The organism is Thiovibrio sp. Mzg5 (assembly GCF_055379285.1).
In genome coordinates this window covers 214964-232078 of the sequence record NZ_AP022872.1, presented here as the reverse complement: position 1 = coordinate 232078, position 17115 = coordinate 214964, and the positions used below count along the sequence as shown (strand labels likewise).

Here is a 17115-nt window from a genome sequence, read left to right as displayed (position 1 = left end):
GTAACTTAAAAACCTTCAGAAAGTTCCGTTACGGAATCATCAGCTTGACAACAGAAACAGCGGCTCCGCCGGAGGCAACCCCCACCTGCTCGATGAGGTGGGTAACGCTTACATGCATCACCCTCAGAAACGGCTCCGGAGAAAGGCCAATCCAGAAAACAAAGAGGAGCAAGGGAGCAAGGGTCGCAATTTCCCGGAGATTCAGGTCAGAGATGCCGGTATGATCCGGATTCACCGGCCTGCCCCATACCACCCGCTGAAGCATGCGGAACATATAAGCGGCAGCCAGCACCGCGCCCGGAATGGCGAAGGCCGAGACGATCTTATTGTTCGTAAAGCTACCGACCAGGATCATGAATTCGCCGACAAAACTGTTGGTTCCGGGGAAGGCCAAGGAAGAAAGCGAGAAAAAGGCGAGAAAGCTGACATACACCGGCATGTATTTGCCAAGTCCTGCCGCTGCATCCAGTTCCCGGCTGTGGGTGCGCTCATAGATCATGCCCACACAGAAGAAGAGTGCCCCGGTGGTGATGCCGTGGTTGATCATCTGTAGGAGCGCCCCTTCTAACCCCTGCTGGTTCAGAACAAAAATACCCAGAGTGACAAAACCCATATGCCCGACGCTGGAGTAGGCAATCAATTTTTTCATGTCCTGCTGGGCCAGGGCGGTGAAACCGCCGTAGAGAATACCAACCACCGAGAGCCAGAGAATATAGGGCACAAAGATCAGGGTGGCTTCCGGGGTAATGGGCAGGCAAAAGCGCAAAAACCCATAGGTCCCCATCTTCAGCAGAATCGAGGCGAGAATGACGCTACCGGCAGTGGGCGCCTCGACATGGGCGGCTGGCAGCCAGGTATGGAAGGGAAACATCGGCACCTTGATGGCAAAGGCCAGAAAAAAGGCCAAGAAAACCACGACCTGGAAGGTGGTGGAATAATCCTGCCCCATCAAGGCGGGAATGCTGAAGGTTCCCTGGTCCAGATAGAGGCCGATGATGGCCACCAGCAACAGGACCGAGCCCGCCAAGGTGTAGAGGAAAAACTTGGTCGAGGCATACACCTTCCGGGGGCCGCCCCAGACCGCGATCATCAGATACATGGGAATAAGCATCGCTTCCCACAACAGGTAAAAGAGGATGAAATCAAGGGCCATGAACACACCGAGCATGGAGGTTTCCATGAGCAGCAGGCAGATCATGAATTCCTTGACCCGTTTGTCGATGTACCGCCAGGAACCGAGAACGCACAGGGGCATGATCAAGGTGGTCAGCAAAACCAACAGCAGAGAGATGCCGTCGATGCCCAAGGTATAATTGATGTTCAAGGCGGAGATCCAGGAGGCGTGTTCGCCGAACTGATATTTCGCGGTGGTCGCATCAAAATTCCAGTAAAGAGGCAAGGAGACCAGCGCCGTGACCACGGTTACCAGCATCGTCCAGTTCTTGGCCGCTGTATCCCCGGGAATACACAATAAAATCAGGGCCCCGACCAAAGGCAAAAAGATCAGGGCGCTCAGAATGGGAAACCCCATCGAATTCATTATCAAAAAGTCCATTCCCACTATCCTCGGTAATAAAAGTTAGGAGCCGTTACGAAAAAACCTGTGCTTTGTGGCCCTTTCTTTACGGCTCCTTATGCCGTTTTGACCACCCAGAGCATCTTGTTCCAGCAGCAACAGCGGCGACGGCTTAGGCAAAGACGTATAAAACGAGCGCAACCGCAACCAGGGATACCGCATAAAAAATGTTGTACTGCAATTGGCCGCTCTGCGTCCGCCTGGCCAGACCGCCGATGCCGCGCACCGTTTTCGCTACCCCGTCAACCACCCCATCAATGGCATTCCAGTCAAACCAAGACCAAAACCTGGCCGTGGTCATCAGCGGGATCAGGCCGACATAGCGATAGCCTTCGCTAACACAACTGTCCGCCCACTGGATGGGCCTTCTGGCGAGCCAGTAAAACCCGCGGCCGCCCATGCGGTAGAACCAGTCCAGATCGAGGCTGATCTTGGGCTCCGGCGCCAGCTTCTTGATGAGCAAGAAGAACCCCAGCGCGGTGAAGAGAAGGATCTGCATGGTTTCCGAGATATGATAGGCAGTGTATGGGTGATACGCTGCCGCAGCCTGCTGATAGGGCAGCATGTTGTACAGATATGGGGTGTAGCTGCCGATCAGGATGCAGAGAAACGCGGCGATTCCCATGCCAAGCTGCATGTTCCATGGCGGATCAGCGGCCTTGTCCCAGGTCTCCTGGCTGCAGTTGTTTTTGCCGAACCAGATAAAATAGGGCACCTTGAGACCGGTGTGGAGAAAGGTTCCGGCCGAGGCCATGGTCAGGAGAAATCCAGCCCAATAGTTGTGAACCTCAAAGCCTGCAGAGACGATCATCGCCTTGCTGACAAAACCGGAAAAAAGCGGGAAGGCGGAGATCGAAAGCCCCCCGATCATGGTAAAGACAAAGGTCCTTGGCATCTTCTTGTAGAGGCCGCCCAAATCGCTGAACTTGCTTTTGCCGGTCATATGCAGCACCGAACCGCAGCCCATGAACAACAGCCCCTTATAGAGGATATGGGCAAAGGCATGGGCGCAGGTGCCGTTGATGGCAAGCTCGGTGCCGATGCCGACACCGGCCACCATGTAGCCGACCTGGCTGATGATATGGTAGGCAAGGAGCCTTCGGGAATCGTTTTCAAGCACCGCGTAGACCACCCCGTAGAGAGCCATGCAGACCCCCAGGGGGACCAGAATCTCCATCCCGGCAAAGGCGCGGGCCAGGGCGTAGATCGCGGTTTTGGTGGTGAAGGCACACATGAAGACGGCCCCGGTCACGGTCGCTTCCCCATAGGCGTCTGGCAGCCAGGCATGGAACGGCGGCACCGCAGCGTTCAAAAGAAAGCCGATCATGATCAGATAAGTCGAGATGCTCGGACTGCCCACCCCGATGGGACCGAAGGAAAGATCCCCGCCAGTGGCCTGGTAGCGAAGGACAAGCCCGGCCAGCAGGGCAAGGCCGCCTGCGGTATGCACCAGCAAATACCGGTAGCCGACCGCTTGGGATTCGGGCCGCCTGCGGAACCAGACGAGAAAGACCGAGGCAAAGGCCATCAGCTCCCAAAAAAGAAAGAGCACCAGATAATCGCCGCAGAAAATAACCCCCAACGAACCGGCCACGTAGAGCCAGGCCGCGACATGCTGGAAATCATCCTCCACATGGAGCCCGTAGATGGTACCGATGATGCACATCAGGGTCATGATGTAGGCAAAGACCATGGTCAGCCCATCTACCCGGCCAAAGGTGAGATACCAGTCGAGGAAACGGACCACCCCGAAGGTGCCGTGCTGCCCCTGCATGGACAATACATCCAAAAAGGCCAGGGTCGGGACAATGATCAGATAGGGCCGTTTCAACCATTTCGGCAGAAAGGGCAGAATAAAGGCGCCAACAATGAGTATCAGGGCTGGATGCAACCAAAAATTAGTTATCATAGTAATCCTCACGGGTCATAATTCCCCGATGACCAAACCACTTGGAAACAATGATGATCACCACGCAGGCGATAAAACCGAAAACCGCCCAAAAGCCGGGAATATGCTCAACCGCAGTATGGGCATGCTCCTTGGAGACAAAGAGAACGTCCCAGGCCACCACAAGCGCCAGTCCGACATAGGACAGACGGATGACCAGCGACAACCGGTCACGCAGAAAATCAATCAGCTTCACTATCATCCCGTCACCGCCTTGACAAAGTTCATCATAAAATCAGGGTAGATGCCGATGACCACCGAGATGATCGCGGCAATCATGATGGGCACAACCATGGTCAGGGGCGCCTCCTTGATCCCTGCATAGACCTCACCCTCCGGACGTTTACCGAAGAAGGCCCGATAGGTCACCGGCGCGAAATAGGCCACGTTCAGCAGGGTGCTGGCCAGCAGCACCAACAAGATCCCGATATAATGGGACTCCATTTCCATGGTCCCGACCAGAAGCTTCCATTTGGTGACAAAGCCCGCAACCGGCGGCGCGCCGATCATGCTGAGAGAGGCGATAGCAAAGGCACCAAAGGTGAAGGGCATGGACCGGCCCAGGCCACTCATCTCGGAGATGGTTTTCTTGTGGGTCGCCACATAGATGGCGCCGGCGCAGAAGAAGAGGGTGATCTTGGCAAAGGCATGATTGGCGATATGCACCAGGCCGCCCTGAATGCCGCTGGGGGTAAGAAGGGCCACGCCAAGGATGATGTAGGAGAGCTGGCTCACCGTGGAATAGGCAAGCCGCGCCTTGAGATTATCCTTGGTCAGGGCGATGATCGAGGCCACCAAAATGGTGAAGGAAACAAAATAGGCGGTGGGGATGCCGAGATTCAAACCCTGCATCAAGTCGGTGCCGAAGACATAGAGCATGACCCTGGTGGTACAGAAGACACCGACCTTGACCACGGCCACCGCATGCAACAGGGCGGAGACCGGGGTCGGGGCAACCATGGCGCCGGGAAGCCAGTTGTGGAAAGGCATGAGCCCGTTTTTGGCAAAACCCAGGAGGCAGAAGATATAGAGCATGACCACCAGGGCGCCGTGGGCGTCAACGGTTCCGCCGGAAAAAATACCGGTGCGGATGTTGTCGGCAAAATCAAGGGTGCCGGTGAGCACATAGATGAGAATCATGGCCGGCAGCACCAGCCCCTTGGCTGTGGTGGTCAGATAAATGATATACTTTTTGGCGCCCTCGTACCCTTCCTCATCCTGGTGATGGGCAACCAGCGGGTAGGTGCAGACGCTGACGATCTCGTAGAAGAGATAGAGGGTGAACAGATTGTCGGAAAAGGCCACGCCGATGGCGCCGAACAGGGCCAGGGCGAAACAGGCGTTGAACCGGGTCTGGGCATGCTCATGCAGCCCCCGCATGTAGCCCAGGGAATAGAACACCGCCAGCATCCAAAGAAAGGAGGCGACCACGGCGAAGATCATGGAAAAGGCATCGACCCGCAGGGTGATGGAAACCCCGGGCAGGAGCCGAAACAGCTGATAGACAATGGTCTTGCCCTCGCCCAGAGGCGCCGGGGCAACAGTGGTGATCATCGAGGCGATGATCCCAAACATGGTCACCGCGGCGATAAAGGACCACGACTCCCGGATATTGGGCTTGCGGCCGGACATCATCACGAGAACGGACCCGGCCAGGGCCGTCAGTATGGCGAGCAGCGGTTTTACGGAAACAATTGTATCCATGACCCTTATTCCTTTCTCTCTAACCTTGCAGATCCACGACATCTTCGGTGTCGATGGATTTGTAGTTCCGATAGACGGCGATGATTATGCTCAGGGCAATGGCACACTCGGCAGCGGCAATGGCCATGATGAACAGGGTAAAGACCTGGCCCACCGTGGGGTCGGGCGCCAGAAAACGGTTAAAGGCCATGAAGTTAAGGGAGGCCCCGCTCAAGATCAGCTCCGCGGAGATCAACATCCCGATAAAGGTCTGGCGCTGCACCAGACCGTAAAAGCCGATGCCGAAAAGCAGGGCGCCGATTACCAGATAGGTGTGCAGACTGTTACTGAGCACCAGAATCTCCATTATTTATCCCTCCCAGCCCGGGCCAGAACCAGCGAGCCGACCACCGCCACCAGCAAGACCACGGAAATCAATTCAAAGCTCATGCTGTATGTGGTGAGCAAAGACTGGCCAAGATCCTCAACCGTGCCGCGATTGACCAGGCAGGGGGCCGCAAGCCATTCTGTTTTCAAGGCCAACCCAGCCAGGGCAAAAACCAGAAGCCCGCTGACCAGAAAGGCCAGGGGGCCGACCAGCACGTTGCGCCGGGTCACCTGCTTGAGCTCGGAAGACTCGGCCAGCATCACGGCAAAGATGATGGTGACGCAGACGGCGCCGACATAGATGAGGATCTGCATCAGGGCGACAAAGGGGCTGTTGAGATAGTAGTAGAGCCCGGCCACCCCGAGAAAGGAGAGGGCCAGCCCAGCCACGCTGCGGATCAGGCTGCGGGCGGAGGTGGCAATCAGGGCCCCGGCCAGGGTGATGCCGATAAAAGCGAAAAATAAGAGGCCGGACAGGCCTTCCATCGAGAACAGGGACACCATCAGTTCTTTGCCTCCAAACGTTTTTTGAGATCAAAGATGTACGCTTCCTTTCTGACGCCCGCGAGGCTGTAATCCTTGGAAAAGGTGATTGCCGCGGTCGGACAGCTTTCGACACAGAGCCCGCACAGACTGCATTTGGTGAAATCCAGGGTGTACTCGGTCAACACCTTGCCCTTGACCCCTTCCCGCTTTTCGCCATTCACCGTAATGCAGTTCGAGGGACAGGCCTTCTGGCACATGCCGCAGACAATGCACTTGGTCTCGCCGGTTTCCTCGTCCTTGACCAGCTCGATATGGCCCCGAAAGCGCGGGGTCATGGGCAAGGTCTGGTGCGGATACTGCACCGTCACCACCGGCTGAAAAAAATACCGGATGGTAATCCCCAGGCCGACAAACAGGCTCCAGGTCCCGCTGATAATCTCTCTGAGATAGTCGATCATGGTTAAAACACCTTCAACATGGCACTGGTAAGAATCAGGTTAAAAAAGGAGATCGGGATCAAAATCTTCCAGGAAAGATTGAGCAGCCCATAAAAGGTTGTTCGAGGAAAGGTCCAACGGATCCAGATGACGGTGAAGATCAGGAAATACATCTTGATCAGGAACCAGTGCACCCCCGGAAAAAGCCCGAAGGGGCAATCCCAGCCGCCCAGGAAAAGGATGGTCGCCACACTGGCGCCGATGACGATATTGGCATACTCGCCCATGAAAAAGACGCCAAAGCCCATGCCCGAGTACTCGGTAAAGGCGCCGGCCACCAGCTCGCTCTCCGCCTCGGCCATGTCGAAGGGGGCGCGGTTGGTCTCGGCCAGCATGCAGACAAAGAAGATCAGGAAGGCTACCGGCATCAGGGGGCTGGCGGAAAGGTTGAGGATGTTCCAGTGCCAGAAGCCGCCCATCTGCAGGGTGACAATCTTACTGAGATTCATGGTGCCGCTGATCATCACCAGGGTCACCACCGTGACCAGCATGGGAATCTCGTAGGCCACGTTCTGGGAAACCACACGGGCCGCGGAGATAACCGCGTACTTGTTGCGCGAACCCCAGGCGCCAAGAAGGAGGCCGAGGACGTTCACCGAGGCAAAGGCAAAGATGGCAAGCAGGCCGATGTCGAGATTCCTGGCCACCAGGGTGTCGCTGAAGGGGATGGTGACAAAGCTCATGATCGCCGGGACCATGACCAGGATCGGGGCAATCTTGAACAGGACGGGATCAACCCCGGCCGGAACAATGAGCTGCTTGGTCATCAGCTTGATGCCGTCGACCAGAGGCTGGAACAGGCCAAAGGGACCAACCTCCTTGGGACCGATCCTCCGCTGGATGTGCGCGGCCTCTTTCCGTTCCAGCCAGACCAGGTAGGCGGCGTTCAGGGCGGCAAAGGCGATGACTCCAATAAGGAATGCCAGCAGCCGTATTATTTCAGGATCCACATACATAACGAAGCTCCTTACCTGTCTATCTCGGGGATGACCAAATCCAGGCTTCCCATCAGGGCAAGGGCGTCAGGCAACAGCATACCCCGACAGGCCTCGCCGAAAAGGCTCAAATTGGAAAAGGTTGGGGAACGGAGTTTCAGGCGATAGGGGGTGTTGCTCCCGTCGCTGACCACCCGCACGCCGAATGAGCCGCGCGCCGTTTCCACGGCATGGTAATAATCGCCCTTGGCAGGCTTGAGGATCTTGGGAACCTTCTCCGCCATGACCGGGCCTTCGGGCAGTTTATCCAGCGCCTGTTCCACAATGCGCAGACTCTGCTCGATCTCGTCCATCCGCACCATGTAGCGGGCCATGGAATCGCCCTGCTCGTACACCGGCACCTCAAAGTCCATTTCCGGGTAGATGGAATAGGGCTCGTGCTTGCGCACATCAAAGTTGATGCCCGAGCCCCGGCACACCGGGCCGGTTGCCCCGTATTTGCGGCACATCTCCACAGAAATCGGGCCGACCTCCTGGAGTCGTTTCATCAGGATGATGTTCTTGGTCACCAGATTATGGTACATGGGCATCCGCTCACGCAACCGCTTGATAAAGGCGCGGGCTCCGGCGACAAAATTTTCATCGATGTCGTTGTACACCCCGCCGAAGCGGAAATAACAATAGGTGAGGCGGGAACCGGTCACCGATTCCAACAGGTCCAGGATATGTTCCCTGTCGTCAAAGGCGTAGAGCAGCGGGGAAAACCCGCCCAAATCCAGGATGAAGGCGCCAAACCAGAGGAGATGGCTGGAAACCCTGTTCAGTTCGGAGGTGATCACCCGCAGGTATTCAGCCCGCTCCGGCACCTCAATGCCTGCAGCCCGTTCCACCACCGCGACATAGCCATGATTGAAGGCCAGGGCGTGGAGATAGTCCATCCGGCCGGTGTTGGGCAGGAACTGAGCCCAGGTCCGGTTCTCCCCCATCTTCTCGTGCATGCGGTGGATGTAACCCAGAACCGGCTCCGCCTCGACGATGTACTCGCCGTCCATGGTCAGCTTGACCCGCAAAACCCCATGGGTGGCAGGATGCTGCGGACCGAGGTTTAAGACAAATGTTTCACGGGCTTGACTTTCGGCAAAGGGACTCATGGGCGGAAATCCTTCAGCAGGGGATGATAATCAGCATCTTCCGGCAACAGCAATGGCACTAGATAGGGGTGGCCGACAAAGGTGATTCCGAAAAAATCATGGGTTTCCCGCTCATGCCAGTTGGCCCCGGGATAGACCTGCGAAATGGTGGGGACCTCCGGCTTGCTGCGGGGCACCCGGGTTCTGATCGTCACCCGGCAAAGCGATTCGTAATGATTGAAATCGTACACCGCCTCCAGCGCGTCTTCAGGAAGCTCGCTCTGTTCGGCTGGCACTGCGGCTGGGGCCGGTTCTTCTCCCGCAGCTGCGGCGGCCTCAGCTTTGGCCTTGGCCTCGGCTGCGGCTTTTGCCTCCGCATCTTTGCGCAGGGCAGCCTGCTCACCCAACCAGTCCACGCCGGTAACAGCCTCGATGAAAAATCCTTCCGCGTCCAGCACCGAGACTGCGGCGACAAGCTGATGGGGGGCAACCTGCACGTCCAGAGCAAAGCCTTTGCGGGCATACTCCGTTTCGGTTATTGCTTCAGCCCCAATGACGGCCAGTTTCTGTTTGATCGCACCACAGTTCATGATCAACCCACCTCCACTCTTGGCCATCTGCGGGAACCCGTCACCTTTTCTTCAAGCTCTAAAATCCCCTCGATCAAGGCCTCGGGCCGGGGTGGGCAGCCGGGGATGAAGACATCCACCGGAAACAATTTATCCGCGCCCTCGACAATGCCGTACTGGCCTTCAAAAACAAAAGGGCCGCCGGAGATGGCGCAGTTGCCCATGGCGATGACCCATTTGGGTTCGGGCATCTGGTCGTAGAGGGTTTCCACGGCAGGGGCCATCTTCTTGCTGATGGTGCCGGCGACAATCATCACGTCGCACTGACGGGGGGAGGGCCGAAACACCTCAGCGCCGAACCGGGCCAGATCAAAGCGGGAGGCGCCGGTGGCCATCATCTCGATGGCGCAGCAGGCAAGACCGAAGGTCATGGGCCAGAGAGAATTGGCTCTTCCCAGGGCAAGCAGTTTGTCAAGCTGGGCAAACTGAACTATCGCGGGTTGTATATTTTGCGTTCCCACTTGAACACTCCCTTTTTCCAAGCATAGATGATTATCAATGACAGGATTCCGACAAAGATCAGGATCTCGAGAAAAGCCCGGAGGTCGCCGATATTGAACCCGGCCTGCCCTGCCCTGTTATAGACGAGCGCCACCGGAAACAAAAAGAGGATGTCCACGGCAAAGGCCACAAACATCAGGGCATAGAGATAATAGACAATGCCGAAACGAATCCAGGCGTCGCCGATGGGCTCCATGCCGCATTCAATAAGCTGTTTTGTTTTCCCCTGGGTGTTTCTGGTGGACCGGGGGGCAAGGAGGAGGGCGATAATAAACGGCCCCACCGCAAAGCCCAGGCCGCCCAAGAAAAAGGCTGCCACATAGAGAAGATCAAGAGTTGCCTGCTGTTCCACGACTGTATGCTCCTTAGGTTGAAGCGCATTATGCGAATAGCTTCCGGTCTAAATAGCCCTATCAAAAATCGATGTCAAGCAAATACTGAATGGGTATTCAGAAAAAGCAAGGCGCCAAAAAACAAGGCGGAAAAGCCCTATTTTTTCCATTTTTTCAAGAAGTTAAAAGCAGAGATTCAGGCCTGGATTTCTTCTGGGCCTGCGGGAGGAAAGGACTGGAAATAGACACAAATTCAAATCGTTAGCCAAGGTATAAATACTGTGGCGACAACTACCTAGCCCGCGCTTTTTTTATCGTTTTTTTTACATCCGTGCGGGAACAGTCCGACCCAGCAACTCGAGAAGCCGCTGATGGATGTTGTCAAACCCGCCATTGGACATGATGACCACCACGTCGCCCTCGCGGGCGCTGCCATCAAGATAGGAAAGGACCTCTTCGGTAGTGGAAAAATACCTGGCGCCCAGGCCGCGGCTTGCCAGATCCTCCACCAAATGGCGGGAGGAAAACCGGTCGGCCTCCGGGATATTGGCAAGGGGGGCTGGCTCGCGCACCAAAACCTCTGTCGCGGCATCAAAGGCAGAGGCGTAGGCCTCCTGAAAGACCTTGCGTCGGCTGGAGTTGGTTCGGGGCTCGAAAACAGCCAGCAGACGACGGCCGGCATAGGCAGCAGCCAGAGCAGCCAGGGTTTCCCGGACTGCCGTCGGATGATGGGCAAAATCGTCGATCACCGTCACCCCCCGCGCCACGCCACGCACCTCCTGCCGCCGCCGTACCCCTTGAAACTTTCGCAAGCCCTGGGCCACGTCCTGTTGGGCAAAACCCAGGATATCAAGAACTGCAATCACGGCCAGGGCGTTGAGCGCATTGTGGCGCCCGGGCAGGACATTCTCAAAACCGCCAAAGGGGACGCCATGCTTGCTGACCTGAAACGAGGTAGATTCCGGGCGAACCAGCAGATCAGTCACCCGCCAGTCGCATTCTTCGGAACAGCCGTAGCCGACCACCGTACACCCGGCCCCCTGGCAAACCTCCCGAACAACCGGGTCATCCCAGCAGGCCACCAGAAAACCATCCGGGGGCATACTGGCGACGAGCTTGGCAAAGGAGGTCTTGATGGCGGCAAGATCCGCGTAGATATCGGCGTGGTCAAACTCGATGCTGGTGAGGATGGCGATCTGCGGCCGATAATGGAGAAACTTGGGCCCCTTGTCGAAAAAGGCCGTGTCATACTCATCGCCTTCGGCAACAAAATATCTCCCCTCAGCCACATTGAAATTCCGGCCAAAGGCCTGGACCAGACCACCGATCATAAAACTCGGCTCCGCCCCGATCTCGCGAAGCAGGCTGGCTAAGAGTGAAGAAGTTGTGGTCTTGCCATGGGTTCCGGCAACAACCAAAGAGGTCTTGTCGCGGATAAAGAAATGGCTCAGGGCCTGGGGAAAGGAAACATAGGGGATACACCGCTCGGCCAAGGCCTGGGCTTCCGGATTTTCCCGCCGGATGACATTGCCGACCACCACCAGATCCGGACGCGGCTCAAGGTTGTCCGGGGAGTAGCCGGACTGCACACCAATACCCTGGCCGGCCAGGAAATCACTCATAGGGGGATAGACCTGCTGATCCGAGCCGGTCACGGTAAAGCCCGCGCTTTTCAGCATGCCGGCCAGAGCGCCCACCCCGGTGCCGCAAATGCCCATGAGGTGGATGTGCTTGATTGTTTCAGGGAAGCGGTTGAGGGCAGGATCGAGACCCACCGGGGAAACGGACATCATCAGGACCGGACCGTATTCCGCACCGATTGGTAAATGGCGCGGAACATCTCGTCAAAATTGCCCGGCGCAAGCCGACCCACCTCGATAAACTTCACCACGATCTCCTTGGAAACCTTGAGAATGGCGTCCTCGGAAACAGGCTTCAGCGCAGGCTCGGGCGTTTTAGCGGATTGAGTCATAAGAATTCTCGGAGGAGAGGGACACCAAGGGGGGAAATCAAGAAAAAACCTCTGCCATACACGAAGAAGGCCAATTCTTAAGGCTGGCAGAGGCTGACCCGTTGAGAAAAACCGGATAAGCCCTTCCCAAGGGTGCATTTGCGGAAAAAAATGGTGGAGCTACGCGGGATCGAACCGCGGACCTCTTGCATGCCATGCAAGCGCTCTCCCAGCTGAGCTACAGCCCCACATTGTCTTAAAGAAGTGCCGGGCAACGAAAACCCGCCGGACACGCTGGTTCAAATACCACCCGCCGTATTGGATGTCAAGCGTTTTCTCCCTAAAAATCCCCGCCATTTTTCTTGCCAAGGCCAGATGAGTCTGTTACAGTCTGGAAGATTTTTTTCGATGGCCATAACTCTCTGGAAATTAAAGGCATTCTAATAAAACGTAGAGGTAACTGAATTATGTTCTCACCCTTTGACTCGCTGTTCGGATGGCTCTCCAACGATCTGGCCATTGACCTGGGAACTGCCAACACTCTGGTTTTCGTAAAAGGCAAAGGCATTGTCTTACGGGAGCCCTCGGTGGTTGCCATCCGCAAGGATGCCCGCACCAACAAGGTTCTGGCCGTGGGTAAAGAGGCGAAGATGATGCTGGGCCGCACCCCCGGCAATATTGTTGCGGTCAGGCCGATCAAGGACGGCGTCATCGCCGACTTTGAAGTCACCGAGGCCATGTTGCGCTACTTCATTAATAAGGTCCACAATCGCCGCACCCTGGTGCATCCCCGCATCATCATCAGCGTTCCCTCCGGTATCACCCAGGTTGAAAAGAGGGCGGTCAAGGAATCCGCTGAATCGGCGGGCGCCCGCGAAGTGTACCTCATCGAAGAGCCAATGGCTGCGGCCATCGGCGCAGGTCTGCCCATTACCGAGCCAACCGCCAATATGGTGGTCGACATCGGCGGCGGCACCACCGAGGTGGCGGTGATTTCCCTGGCCGGCATTGTCTATTCCAGCTCCCTGCGGGTGGCCGGCGACAAGATGGACGAAGCCATCCTCCATTACATCAAACGCAAACATAACCTGGCCATCGGCGAACACACCGCCGAAGTCATTAAAACCACCATCGGCGATGTCATGCCCGAGCCGCCCTACGACACCATGCAGGTCAAGGGCCGCGATCTTGTTTCCGGTGTACCGAAAACCCTGACCATTACCTCGGAAGAAATCCGCATCGCCATCACCGAACAGGTTGATGCCATCATCGAGGCGGTCAAAATGGCCCTTGAACTCACCCCGCCGGAACTTTCCGCCGATATCGTCGATCAGGGCATTGTCCTCACCGGCGGCGGCGCCTTGCTGCGCAATCTGGACAAAAGGCTCTCCGAGGAAACCGGCCTGCCGATCATTATTGCGGAAGACCCTCTTTCCTCCGTGGTGCTTGGCTCAGGCAAGGCCCTGGAACACATCGAGCTGCTCAGAGAGGTAATGACTCTCTAAGATGAGAGCCCTTCCAGGCCCGTGACCCTGGTTTTTTTATTGCTCAAAAGCAATAGGCGCAGCTTTCCTCCCTTTCATTTTGAGAAAAATATGGCGACATACAATTATTTCCAGAGTCCGAGATGAGGAAAAAAAACAAACGCGCCAGGCAGATCAGACTCTTTCTTTTTTTCGGCCTTCTCCTCACCCTGTTCATTATTTTGATTGTCTCTACGGTGGGCCGTCAGGAGTTTAACGCCCCCCATAAATTAGCCCTTGAAGTCATCGGCACGGCCCAGTATGGCATAACCCGGATAACCGGGAGTTTCAAAAACGGCTGGCATAACTATTCCGCGCTGATCAATGTCCGGGAGGAAAACGCCCGCTTGCGGGAAGAGCTGCAGAAACACAAGGCGGTGAACAACGAATACCGGGAAGCCGTGGCAACCAATGTCCGGCTGGCAAAACTTCTCGAGATGAAAGAAACCCTCCCGACCCCCACCCTTACCGCCGAAATTATCGGGGTGGACCCTTCCCAGTGGTTCAAGACCATCATTATTGACCGCGGCAGCAGCGATGGAGTCCAGGCAGGCATGCCCGCAGTAACGGTGGAAGGCGTTGTAGGTCAGGTCACAAACACCTCTCCCCATTTTGCCAAGATCCTGCTGGCAACCGACCCCAATAGCGCCCTCGACGGCCTAGTTCAGGGGACCAGGGTTCAGGGAATCATCAAGGGAGGCGGTGCGGGCTTCCACATGGAGTATGTGCTCAAAAACAACGAGGTGGCGAAAGGCGACAGAATCGTCACTTCCGGGATCGGCGGCGTTTTCCCGAAAGGTGTGCCCATCGGCACGGTATCAAAGGTCGAAAAGGCAGGCCGGGGAATGTTTCAGGAAATTGAGATAGAGCCCTCCGCGGACTTCTCCCAGCTTGAATATCTGATTATTGTCATGAAAAAGGATCCGCTGGCCAAATAATGCTGCACACCCACCCAAATCACCCAAAAATGACCCTTTCCATGCAGGACACGGCGCGATCCTTCGCAACCCCGGCCCTGCTCCAGGCGAAATCAGGTCCTTTGTTTCCTCCAACCAAAACCCAGACCTTTGCCCAATGGTTCTAAGTTTTCTTTTTCTCTCAGGGACCATCCTCCTCATCCTGCAGACCACTCTGCTCCATTCCTTGCCGGAATGGTTTGGCCGGCCCAACCTGTTGTTTTTGTTTATCGTTTTTCTCGGCACCTACCTCGATGTCTACAAGGGTGCGGTGCTGGCCCTGCTGTTTGGCCTGATCATGGATATCTTCTCCGGGGTTTTTCTCGGTCTCCACCCGGTGATCTACCTCGTGCTCTTCTTTGTTCTCCAGGTTATCTCCAGACACCTGGCCATCAATGAGTCGATTCATCAAATCCCGCTGGTTGCCTTAAGCTATCTTTTTACCGCCAGCAGCATTTTTATCTTCACCTCGATCCTGTCGCCGGAGAACAGACTGTACTGGGCTTGGGGCAATGAAATCCTGCAGGTCCTCATTCTTTCGGTTATCTGCATCCCTTTTTTCAATTTTTTCCATTGGCTCACCACGGTTTTTGACAGCAAGAATGCGAACAATCCATTTCGCCGTGCAAAAACAGGAAATCGCTACCGGATGTAGCCAGGAGCCCTCTCAAAAACCATGCCGCCACGTCCCCTTGCCAAAATAAACAAGATCGATCCCGCCGAGCTGAAGATGCTCAAAAAACGGATCGATATCGCCATGGCTGTGATTATCTTTTCCGCCGCCCTGCTCTTGACCAGGCTCTGGTATCTCCAGATCTACCGTGGCGATGATTTCGCGAAACTTTCAGAGATCAACCGCATCCGTATCCAAACTATCGCCGCCCCCCGCGGCAATATCCTAGACCGGACCGGCCAGCCGATTATCACCAACCGCCCCCGTTTCAATGTAGTCTGGAGCCGGGAAGACGCGCCCAACCCCGATGCGGTTATCAAGGATCTCGCCAAAATCCTCAAGGAAGATGTTTCCGTGCTGCTGGACAGAATCCGGGCCGCCACCGAAAATCCCCGCTACATGCCCACCAGACTCAAGGAAGATATCGACTGGGAAACCCTGGTCACCATAGAGAACAAACATCTCTTGCTTCCCGGGGTCCACATCGAGGTCATGCCTTCCCGGGACTATCTCTACGGCGACTTTGCCTCCCATTTCGTCGGCTACCTTGGCGAAATAAGTCCGGCGGAGCTGGAGGAAAAACGCTACGCCAAGTACCAAAGCGGCGATCAGGTCGGCAAACAGGGGATTGAAAAGGTCTTTGAAGAGTTTCTCAAGGGCGAAAAAGGCCGCAACTACCTGGAGGTTGACGTCCACGGCTTTGAACAGCGCCAAATGCAGTTGCAGGAGCCTTTCCCAGGCAATGACCTGCACCTGACCCTCGATATCGAGCTGCAACGCGCGGCGGAAGAAGCCATGGGAGACAAGGCCGGAGCCGTGGTGGTCATGGAGGTGAACACCGGCAATCTGCTGGTCATGTGCAGCACCCCACCGCTGCACCTCCAGGAATTTGTCGGTGGTATTTCGACCTCTGCTTGGAACAAGCTGCTCAACGACCCGCTCAACCCCTTGCTCAACAAAACCATCCAGGGGCAATATCCGCCCGGCTCGACCTTCAAGATCATCACCGCCCTGGCGGCTATCTCCGAAGGAGTTATCACCCCTGACGCCACCTTCTTCTGCGGCGGCTCCCTGAACTTCGGCAACCGGAGGTACGGCTGCTGGAAGAAAGGCGGCCACGGGACGGTGGATTTCCACCGAGCCCTGGTCGAATCATGCGATGTCTATTTTTATTCGGTTGGAATGCGGCTGGGGGTCGACAATATCGCCAAGTACGCACACAGCTTGGGCTTGGGCAAGAAAACCGGGATCGAGCTCGAACATGAAAAAGGCGGAATGATTCCTTCAACCGCATGGAAACAGGAACGCTACAAGGAAAAATGGCAGGAAGGGGAAACCCTTTCGGTCGCCATCGGTCAGGGCTATGTGCTGACCACCCCCCTGCAGCTCTGTCGGATGACCGCCGCCGTGGTCAATGGCGGCACCCTCTATCGGCCCCAGATGGTGCATAACATCACGGCTCCGGACGGCAGAGTCCTCAAAACCTTTGCCCCGATCAGCGATGGCAAGATTCTCGGTTCCGCCCACTCCCTGGCGCTCATCAAGGACGCCCTGGTCGGGGTGGTAAATTCTCCGGGCGGCACCGCCAAGGTTGTGGCACTCCCGGATGTGCTCATCGGCGGCAAGACCGGCACAGCCCAGGTAGTGCGTCTCGCCCAGAACGAAGGCTTGAGCGGGAATAACATCCCCTACAAATACCGGGACCATGCCTGGTTTACCTCGTTTGCCCCCGCGGAAAAACCGGAGATCGCCGTAACCGTCCTGGTGGAGCACGGCCAGCACGGCGGTTCCGCAGCCGGCCCTGTCGCCAAGGCCGTGTTCAAAAAATATTTCGATCTAAAAAACGGGAAGAAGACTGCGACGGAGGAAGCCCCGCCCCCGGTTGCCAAGGATGAAAAGGAAGAATAA

At 56.3% G+C, this 17115-nt stretch carries 19 protein-coding genes and 1 tRNA gene; 5 read left to right on the top strand and 15 right to left on the bottom strand.

Annotated elements, in window-relative coordinates; genetic code table 11:
• Positions 1-28: 28 nt before the first annotated feature.
• From ACZ46D_RS01060 to ACZ46D_RS01005, 12 genes are all read right to left on the bottom strand, one after another.
• A complete protein-coding gene (locus tag ACZ46D_RS01060) occupies positions 29-1555 on the bottom strand; it encodes an NADH-quinone oxidoreductase subunit M (protein WP_464928188.1) in 1527 nt (508 codons plus the stop codon).
• Between the two features lie 133 nt (positions 1556-1688).
• Positions 1689-3485, bottom strand: a complete 1797-nt coding sequence (locus ACZ46D_RS01055) for a Na(+)/H(+) antiporter subunit D (protein ID WP_464928187.1) — start codon at positions 3483-3485, stop codon at positions 1689-1691.
• A complete protein-coding gene (locus ACZ46D_RS01050) occupies positions 3475-3726 on the bottom strand; it encodes a hypothetical protein (protein WP_464928186.1) in 252 nt (83 codons plus the stop codon). The genes ACZ46D_RS01055 and ACZ46D_RS01050 overlap by 11 nt, the downstream gene beginning before the upstream one ends.
• Positions 3723-5228 carry a monovalent cation/H+ antiporter subunit D family protein gene (locus tag ACZ46D_RS01045; RefSeq protein ID WP_464928185.1) on the bottom strand — a complete coding sequence of 502 codons (1506 nt, stop codon included), beginning with the start codon at positions 5226-5228 and terminating at the stop codon, positions 3723-3725. The genes ACZ46D_RS01050 and ACZ46D_RS01045 overlap by 4 nt, the downstream gene beginning before the upstream one ends.
• Before the next feature lie 19 nt (positions 5229-5247).
• Positions 5248-5574, bottom strand: a complete 327-nt coding sequence (gene nuoK, locus ACZ46D_RS01040; RefSeq protein WP_423125454.1) for an NADH-quinone oxidoreductase subunit NuoK — start codon at positions 5572-5574, stop codon at positions 5248-5250.
• Positions 5574-6098 (bottom strand): NADH-quinone oxidoreductase subunit J family protein, encoded by a 525-nt coding sequence (locus tag ACZ46D_RS01035; RefSeq protein WP_464928184.1) that lies wholly within the window; start codon positions 6096-6098, stop codon positions 5574-5576. Before ACZ46D_RS01035 ends, nuoK begins: the two co-directional genes overlap by 1 nt.
• Positions 6098-6538 carry a NuoI/complex I 23 kDa subunit family protein gene (locus tag ACZ46D_RS01030; RefSeq protein ID WP_464928183.1) on the bottom strand — a complete coding sequence of 147 codons (441 nt, stop codon included), beginning with the start codon at positions 6536-6538 and terminating at the stop codon, positions 6098-6100. The genes ACZ46D_RS01035 and ACZ46D_RS01030 overlap by 1 nt, the downstream gene beginning before the upstream one ends.
• A 2-nt stretch (positions 6539-6540) precedes the next feature.
• Positions 6541-7533 (bottom strand): NADH-quinone oxidoreductase subunit NuoH, encoded by a 993-nt coding sequence (nuoH, locus tag ACZ46D_RS01025; RefSeq protein WP_464928182.1) that lies wholly within the window; start codon positions 7531-7533, stop codon positions 6541-6543.
• A gap of 11 nt (positions 7534-7544) precedes the next feature.
• The gene (locus ACZ46D_RS01020) at positions 7545-8663 is read right to left on the bottom strand and encodes an NADH-quinone oxidoreductase subunit D (RefSeq protein ID WP_464928181.1); all 1119 of its coding nucleotides are present in this window, start codon (positions 8661-8663) and stop codon (positions 7545-7547) included.
• On the bottom strand, positions 8660-9232 hold the full coding sequence (locus ACZ46D_RS01015; protein ID WP_464928180.1) for an NADH-quinone oxidoreductase subunit C: 573 nt from the start codon (positions 9230-9232) through the stop codon (positions 8660-8662). The genes ACZ46D_RS01020 and ACZ46D_RS01015 overlap by 4 nt, the downstream gene beginning before the upstream one ends.
• A 2-nt stretch (positions 9233-9234) precedes the next feature.
• The gene (locus ACZ46D_RS01010) at positions 9235-9732 is read right to left on the bottom strand and encodes an NADH-quinone oxidoreductase subunit B (protein WP_307631876.1); all 498 of its coding nucleotides are present in this window, start codon (positions 9730-9732) and stop codon (positions 9235-9237) included.
• A complete protein-coding gene (locus tag ACZ46D_RS01005; RefSeq protein WP_464928179.1) occupies positions 9702-10124 on the bottom strand; it encodes an NADH-quinone oxidoreductase subunit A in 423 nt (140 codons plus the stop codon). Before ACZ46D_RS01005 ends, ACZ46D_RS01010 begins: the two co-directional genes overlap by 31 nt.
• A gap of 89 nt (positions 10125-10213) precedes the next feature.
• Here ACZ46D_RS01005 and ACZ46D_RS01000 point away from each other — a divergent pair, with 89 nt between their 5' ends.
• A complete protein-coding gene (locus ACZ46D_RS01000; protein WP_464928178.1) occupies positions 10214-10369 on the top strand; it encodes a hypothetical protein in 156 nt (51 codons plus the stop codon).
• A 58-nt stretch (positions 10370-10427) separates the two neighbouring features.
• Here the strand turns inward: ACZ46D_RS01000 and mpl are convergent, their stop codons facing one another.
• From mpl to ACZ46D_RS00985, 3 genes are all read right to left on the bottom strand, one after another.
• Positions 10428-11897 carry a UDP-N-acetylmuramate:L-alanyl-gamma-D-glutamyl-meso-diaminopimelate ligase gene (gene mpl / locus ACZ46D_RS00995; RefSeq protein WP_464928177.1) on the bottom strand — a complete coding sequence of 490 codons (1470 nt, stop codon included), beginning with the start codon at positions 11895-11897 and terminating at the stop codon, positions 10428-10430.
• Positions 11897-12076, bottom strand: coding sequence for a hypothetical protein (locus ACZ46D_RS00990; RefSeq protein ID WP_464928176.1), 180 nt, complete (start codon positions 12074-12076; stop codon positions 11897-11899). The genes mpl and ACZ46D_RS00990 overlap by 1 nt, the downstream gene beginning before the upstream one ends.
• A 151-nt stretch (positions 12077-12227) precedes the next feature.
• Positions 12228-12303 (bottom strand) — tRNA-Ala (locus tag ACZ46D_RS00985).
• A gap of 219 nt (positions 12304-12522) precedes the next feature.
• Between ACZ46D_RS00985 and ACZ46D_RS00980 the strand changes: the two genes are divergently transcribed.
• The 4 genes from ACZ46D_RS00980 to mrdA all read left to right on the top strand — a co-directional run bounded on the left by ACZ46D_RS00980 (position 12523) and on the right by mrdA (position 17115).
• Entirely contained in the window at positions 12523-13560 is a 1038-nt protein-coding gene (locus ACZ46D_RS00980; protein WP_464928175.1) for a rod shape-determining protein, read from the top strand.
• A gap of 122 nt (positions 13561-13682) precedes the next feature.
• Positions 13683-14516, top strand: coding sequence for a rod shape-determining protein MreC (mreC, locus tag ACZ46D_RS00975; RefSeq protein WP_464928174.1), 834 nt, complete (start codon positions 13683-13685; stop codon positions 14514-14516).
• Between the two features lie 136 nt (positions 14517-14652).
• On the top strand, positions 14653-15189 hold the full coding sequence (gene mreD / locus ACZ46D_RS00970; RefSeq protein ID WP_464928173.1) for a rod shape-determining protein MreD: 537 nt from the start codon (positions 14653-14655) through the stop codon (positions 15187-15189).
• Positions 15190-15210: 21 nt separating this feature from the next.
• Complete coding sequence (gene mrdA, locus ACZ46D_RS00965; RefSeq protein WP_464928172.1) at positions 15211-17115, top strand: penicillin-binding protein 2; 1905 nt, start codon at positions 15211-15213, stop codon at positions 17113-17115.

What these genes read in the sequence shown, in the direction of transcription:
- mpl (WP_464928177.1), bottom strand. Translation starts at nt 11,897, where the DNA reads ATGATGTCCGTTTCCCCGGTGGGTCTCGATCCTGCCCTCAACCGCTTC.
- mreD (WP_464928173.1), top strand. Translation starts at nt 14,653, where the DNA reads ATGGTTCTAAGTTTTCTTTTTCTCTCAGGGACCATCCTCCTCATCCTG.
- ACZ46D_RS01035 (WP_464928184.1), bottom strand. Translation starts at nt 6,098, where the DNA reads ATGGTGTCCCTGTTCTCGATGGAAGGCCTGTCCGGCCTCTTATTTTTC.
- ACZ46D_RS00980 (WP_464928175.1), top strand. Translation starts at nt 12,523, where the DNA reads ATGTTCTCACCCTTTGACTCGCTGTTCGGATGGCTCTCCAACGATCTG.
- mreC (WP_464928174.1), top strand. Translation starts at nt 13,683, where the DNA reads ATGAGGAAAAAAAACAAACGCGCCAGGCAGATCAGACTCTTTCTTTTT.
- ACZ46D_RS00990 (WP_464928176.1), bottom strand. Translation starts at nt 12,076, where the DNA reads ATGACTCAATCCGCTAAAACGCCCGAGCCTGCGCTGAAGCCTGTTTCC.
- mrdA (WP_464928172.1), top strand. Translation starts at nt 15,211, where the DNA reads ATGCCGCCACGTCCCCTTGCCAAAATAAACAAGATCGATCCCGCCGAG.
- nuoH (WP_464928182.1), bottom strand. Translation starts at nt 7,533, where the DNA reads ATGTATGTGGATCCTGAAATAATACGGCTGCTGGCATTCCTTATTGGA.
- ACZ46D_RS01055 (WP_464928187.1), bottom strand. Translation starts at nt 3,485, where the DNA reads ATGATAACTAATTTTTGGTTGCATCCAGCCCTGATACTCATTGTTGGC.
- ACZ46D_RS01060 (WP_464928188.1), bottom strand. Translation starts at nt 1,555, where the DNA reads ATGGACTTTTTGATAATGAATTCGATGGGGTTTCCCATTCTGAGCGCC.
- nuoK (WP_423125454.1), bottom strand. Translation starts at nt 5,574, where the DNA reads ATGGAGATTCTGGTGCTCAGTAACAGTCTGCACACCTATCTGGTAATC.
- ACZ46D_RS01000 (WP_464928178.1), top strand. Translation starts at nt 10,214, where the DNA reads ATGGGTATTCAGAAAAAGCAAGGCGCCAAAAAACAAGGCGGAAAAGCC.
- ACZ46D_RS01045 (WP_464928185.1), bottom strand. Translation starts at nt 5,228, where the DNA reads ATGGATACAATTGTTTCCGTAAAACCGCTGCTCGCCATACTGACGGCC.
- ACZ46D_RS01020 (WP_464928181.1), bottom strand. Translation starts at nt 8,663, where the DNA reads ATGAGTCCCTTTGCCGAAAGTCAAGCCCGTGAAACATTTGTCTTAAAC.
- ACZ46D_RS01030 (WP_464928183.1), bottom strand. Translation starts at nt 6,538, where the DNA reads ATGATCGACTATCTCAGAGAGATTATCAGCGGGACCTGGAGCCTGTTT.
- ACZ46D_RS01050 (WP_464928186.1), bottom strand. Translation starts at nt 3,726, where the DNA reads ATGATAGTGAAGCTGATTGATTTTCTGCGTGACCGGTTGTCGCTGGTC.
- ACZ46D_RS01015 (WP_464928180.1), bottom strand. Translation starts at nt 9,232, where the DNA reads ATGAACTGTGGTGCGATCAAACAGAAACTGGCCGTCATTGGGGCTGAA.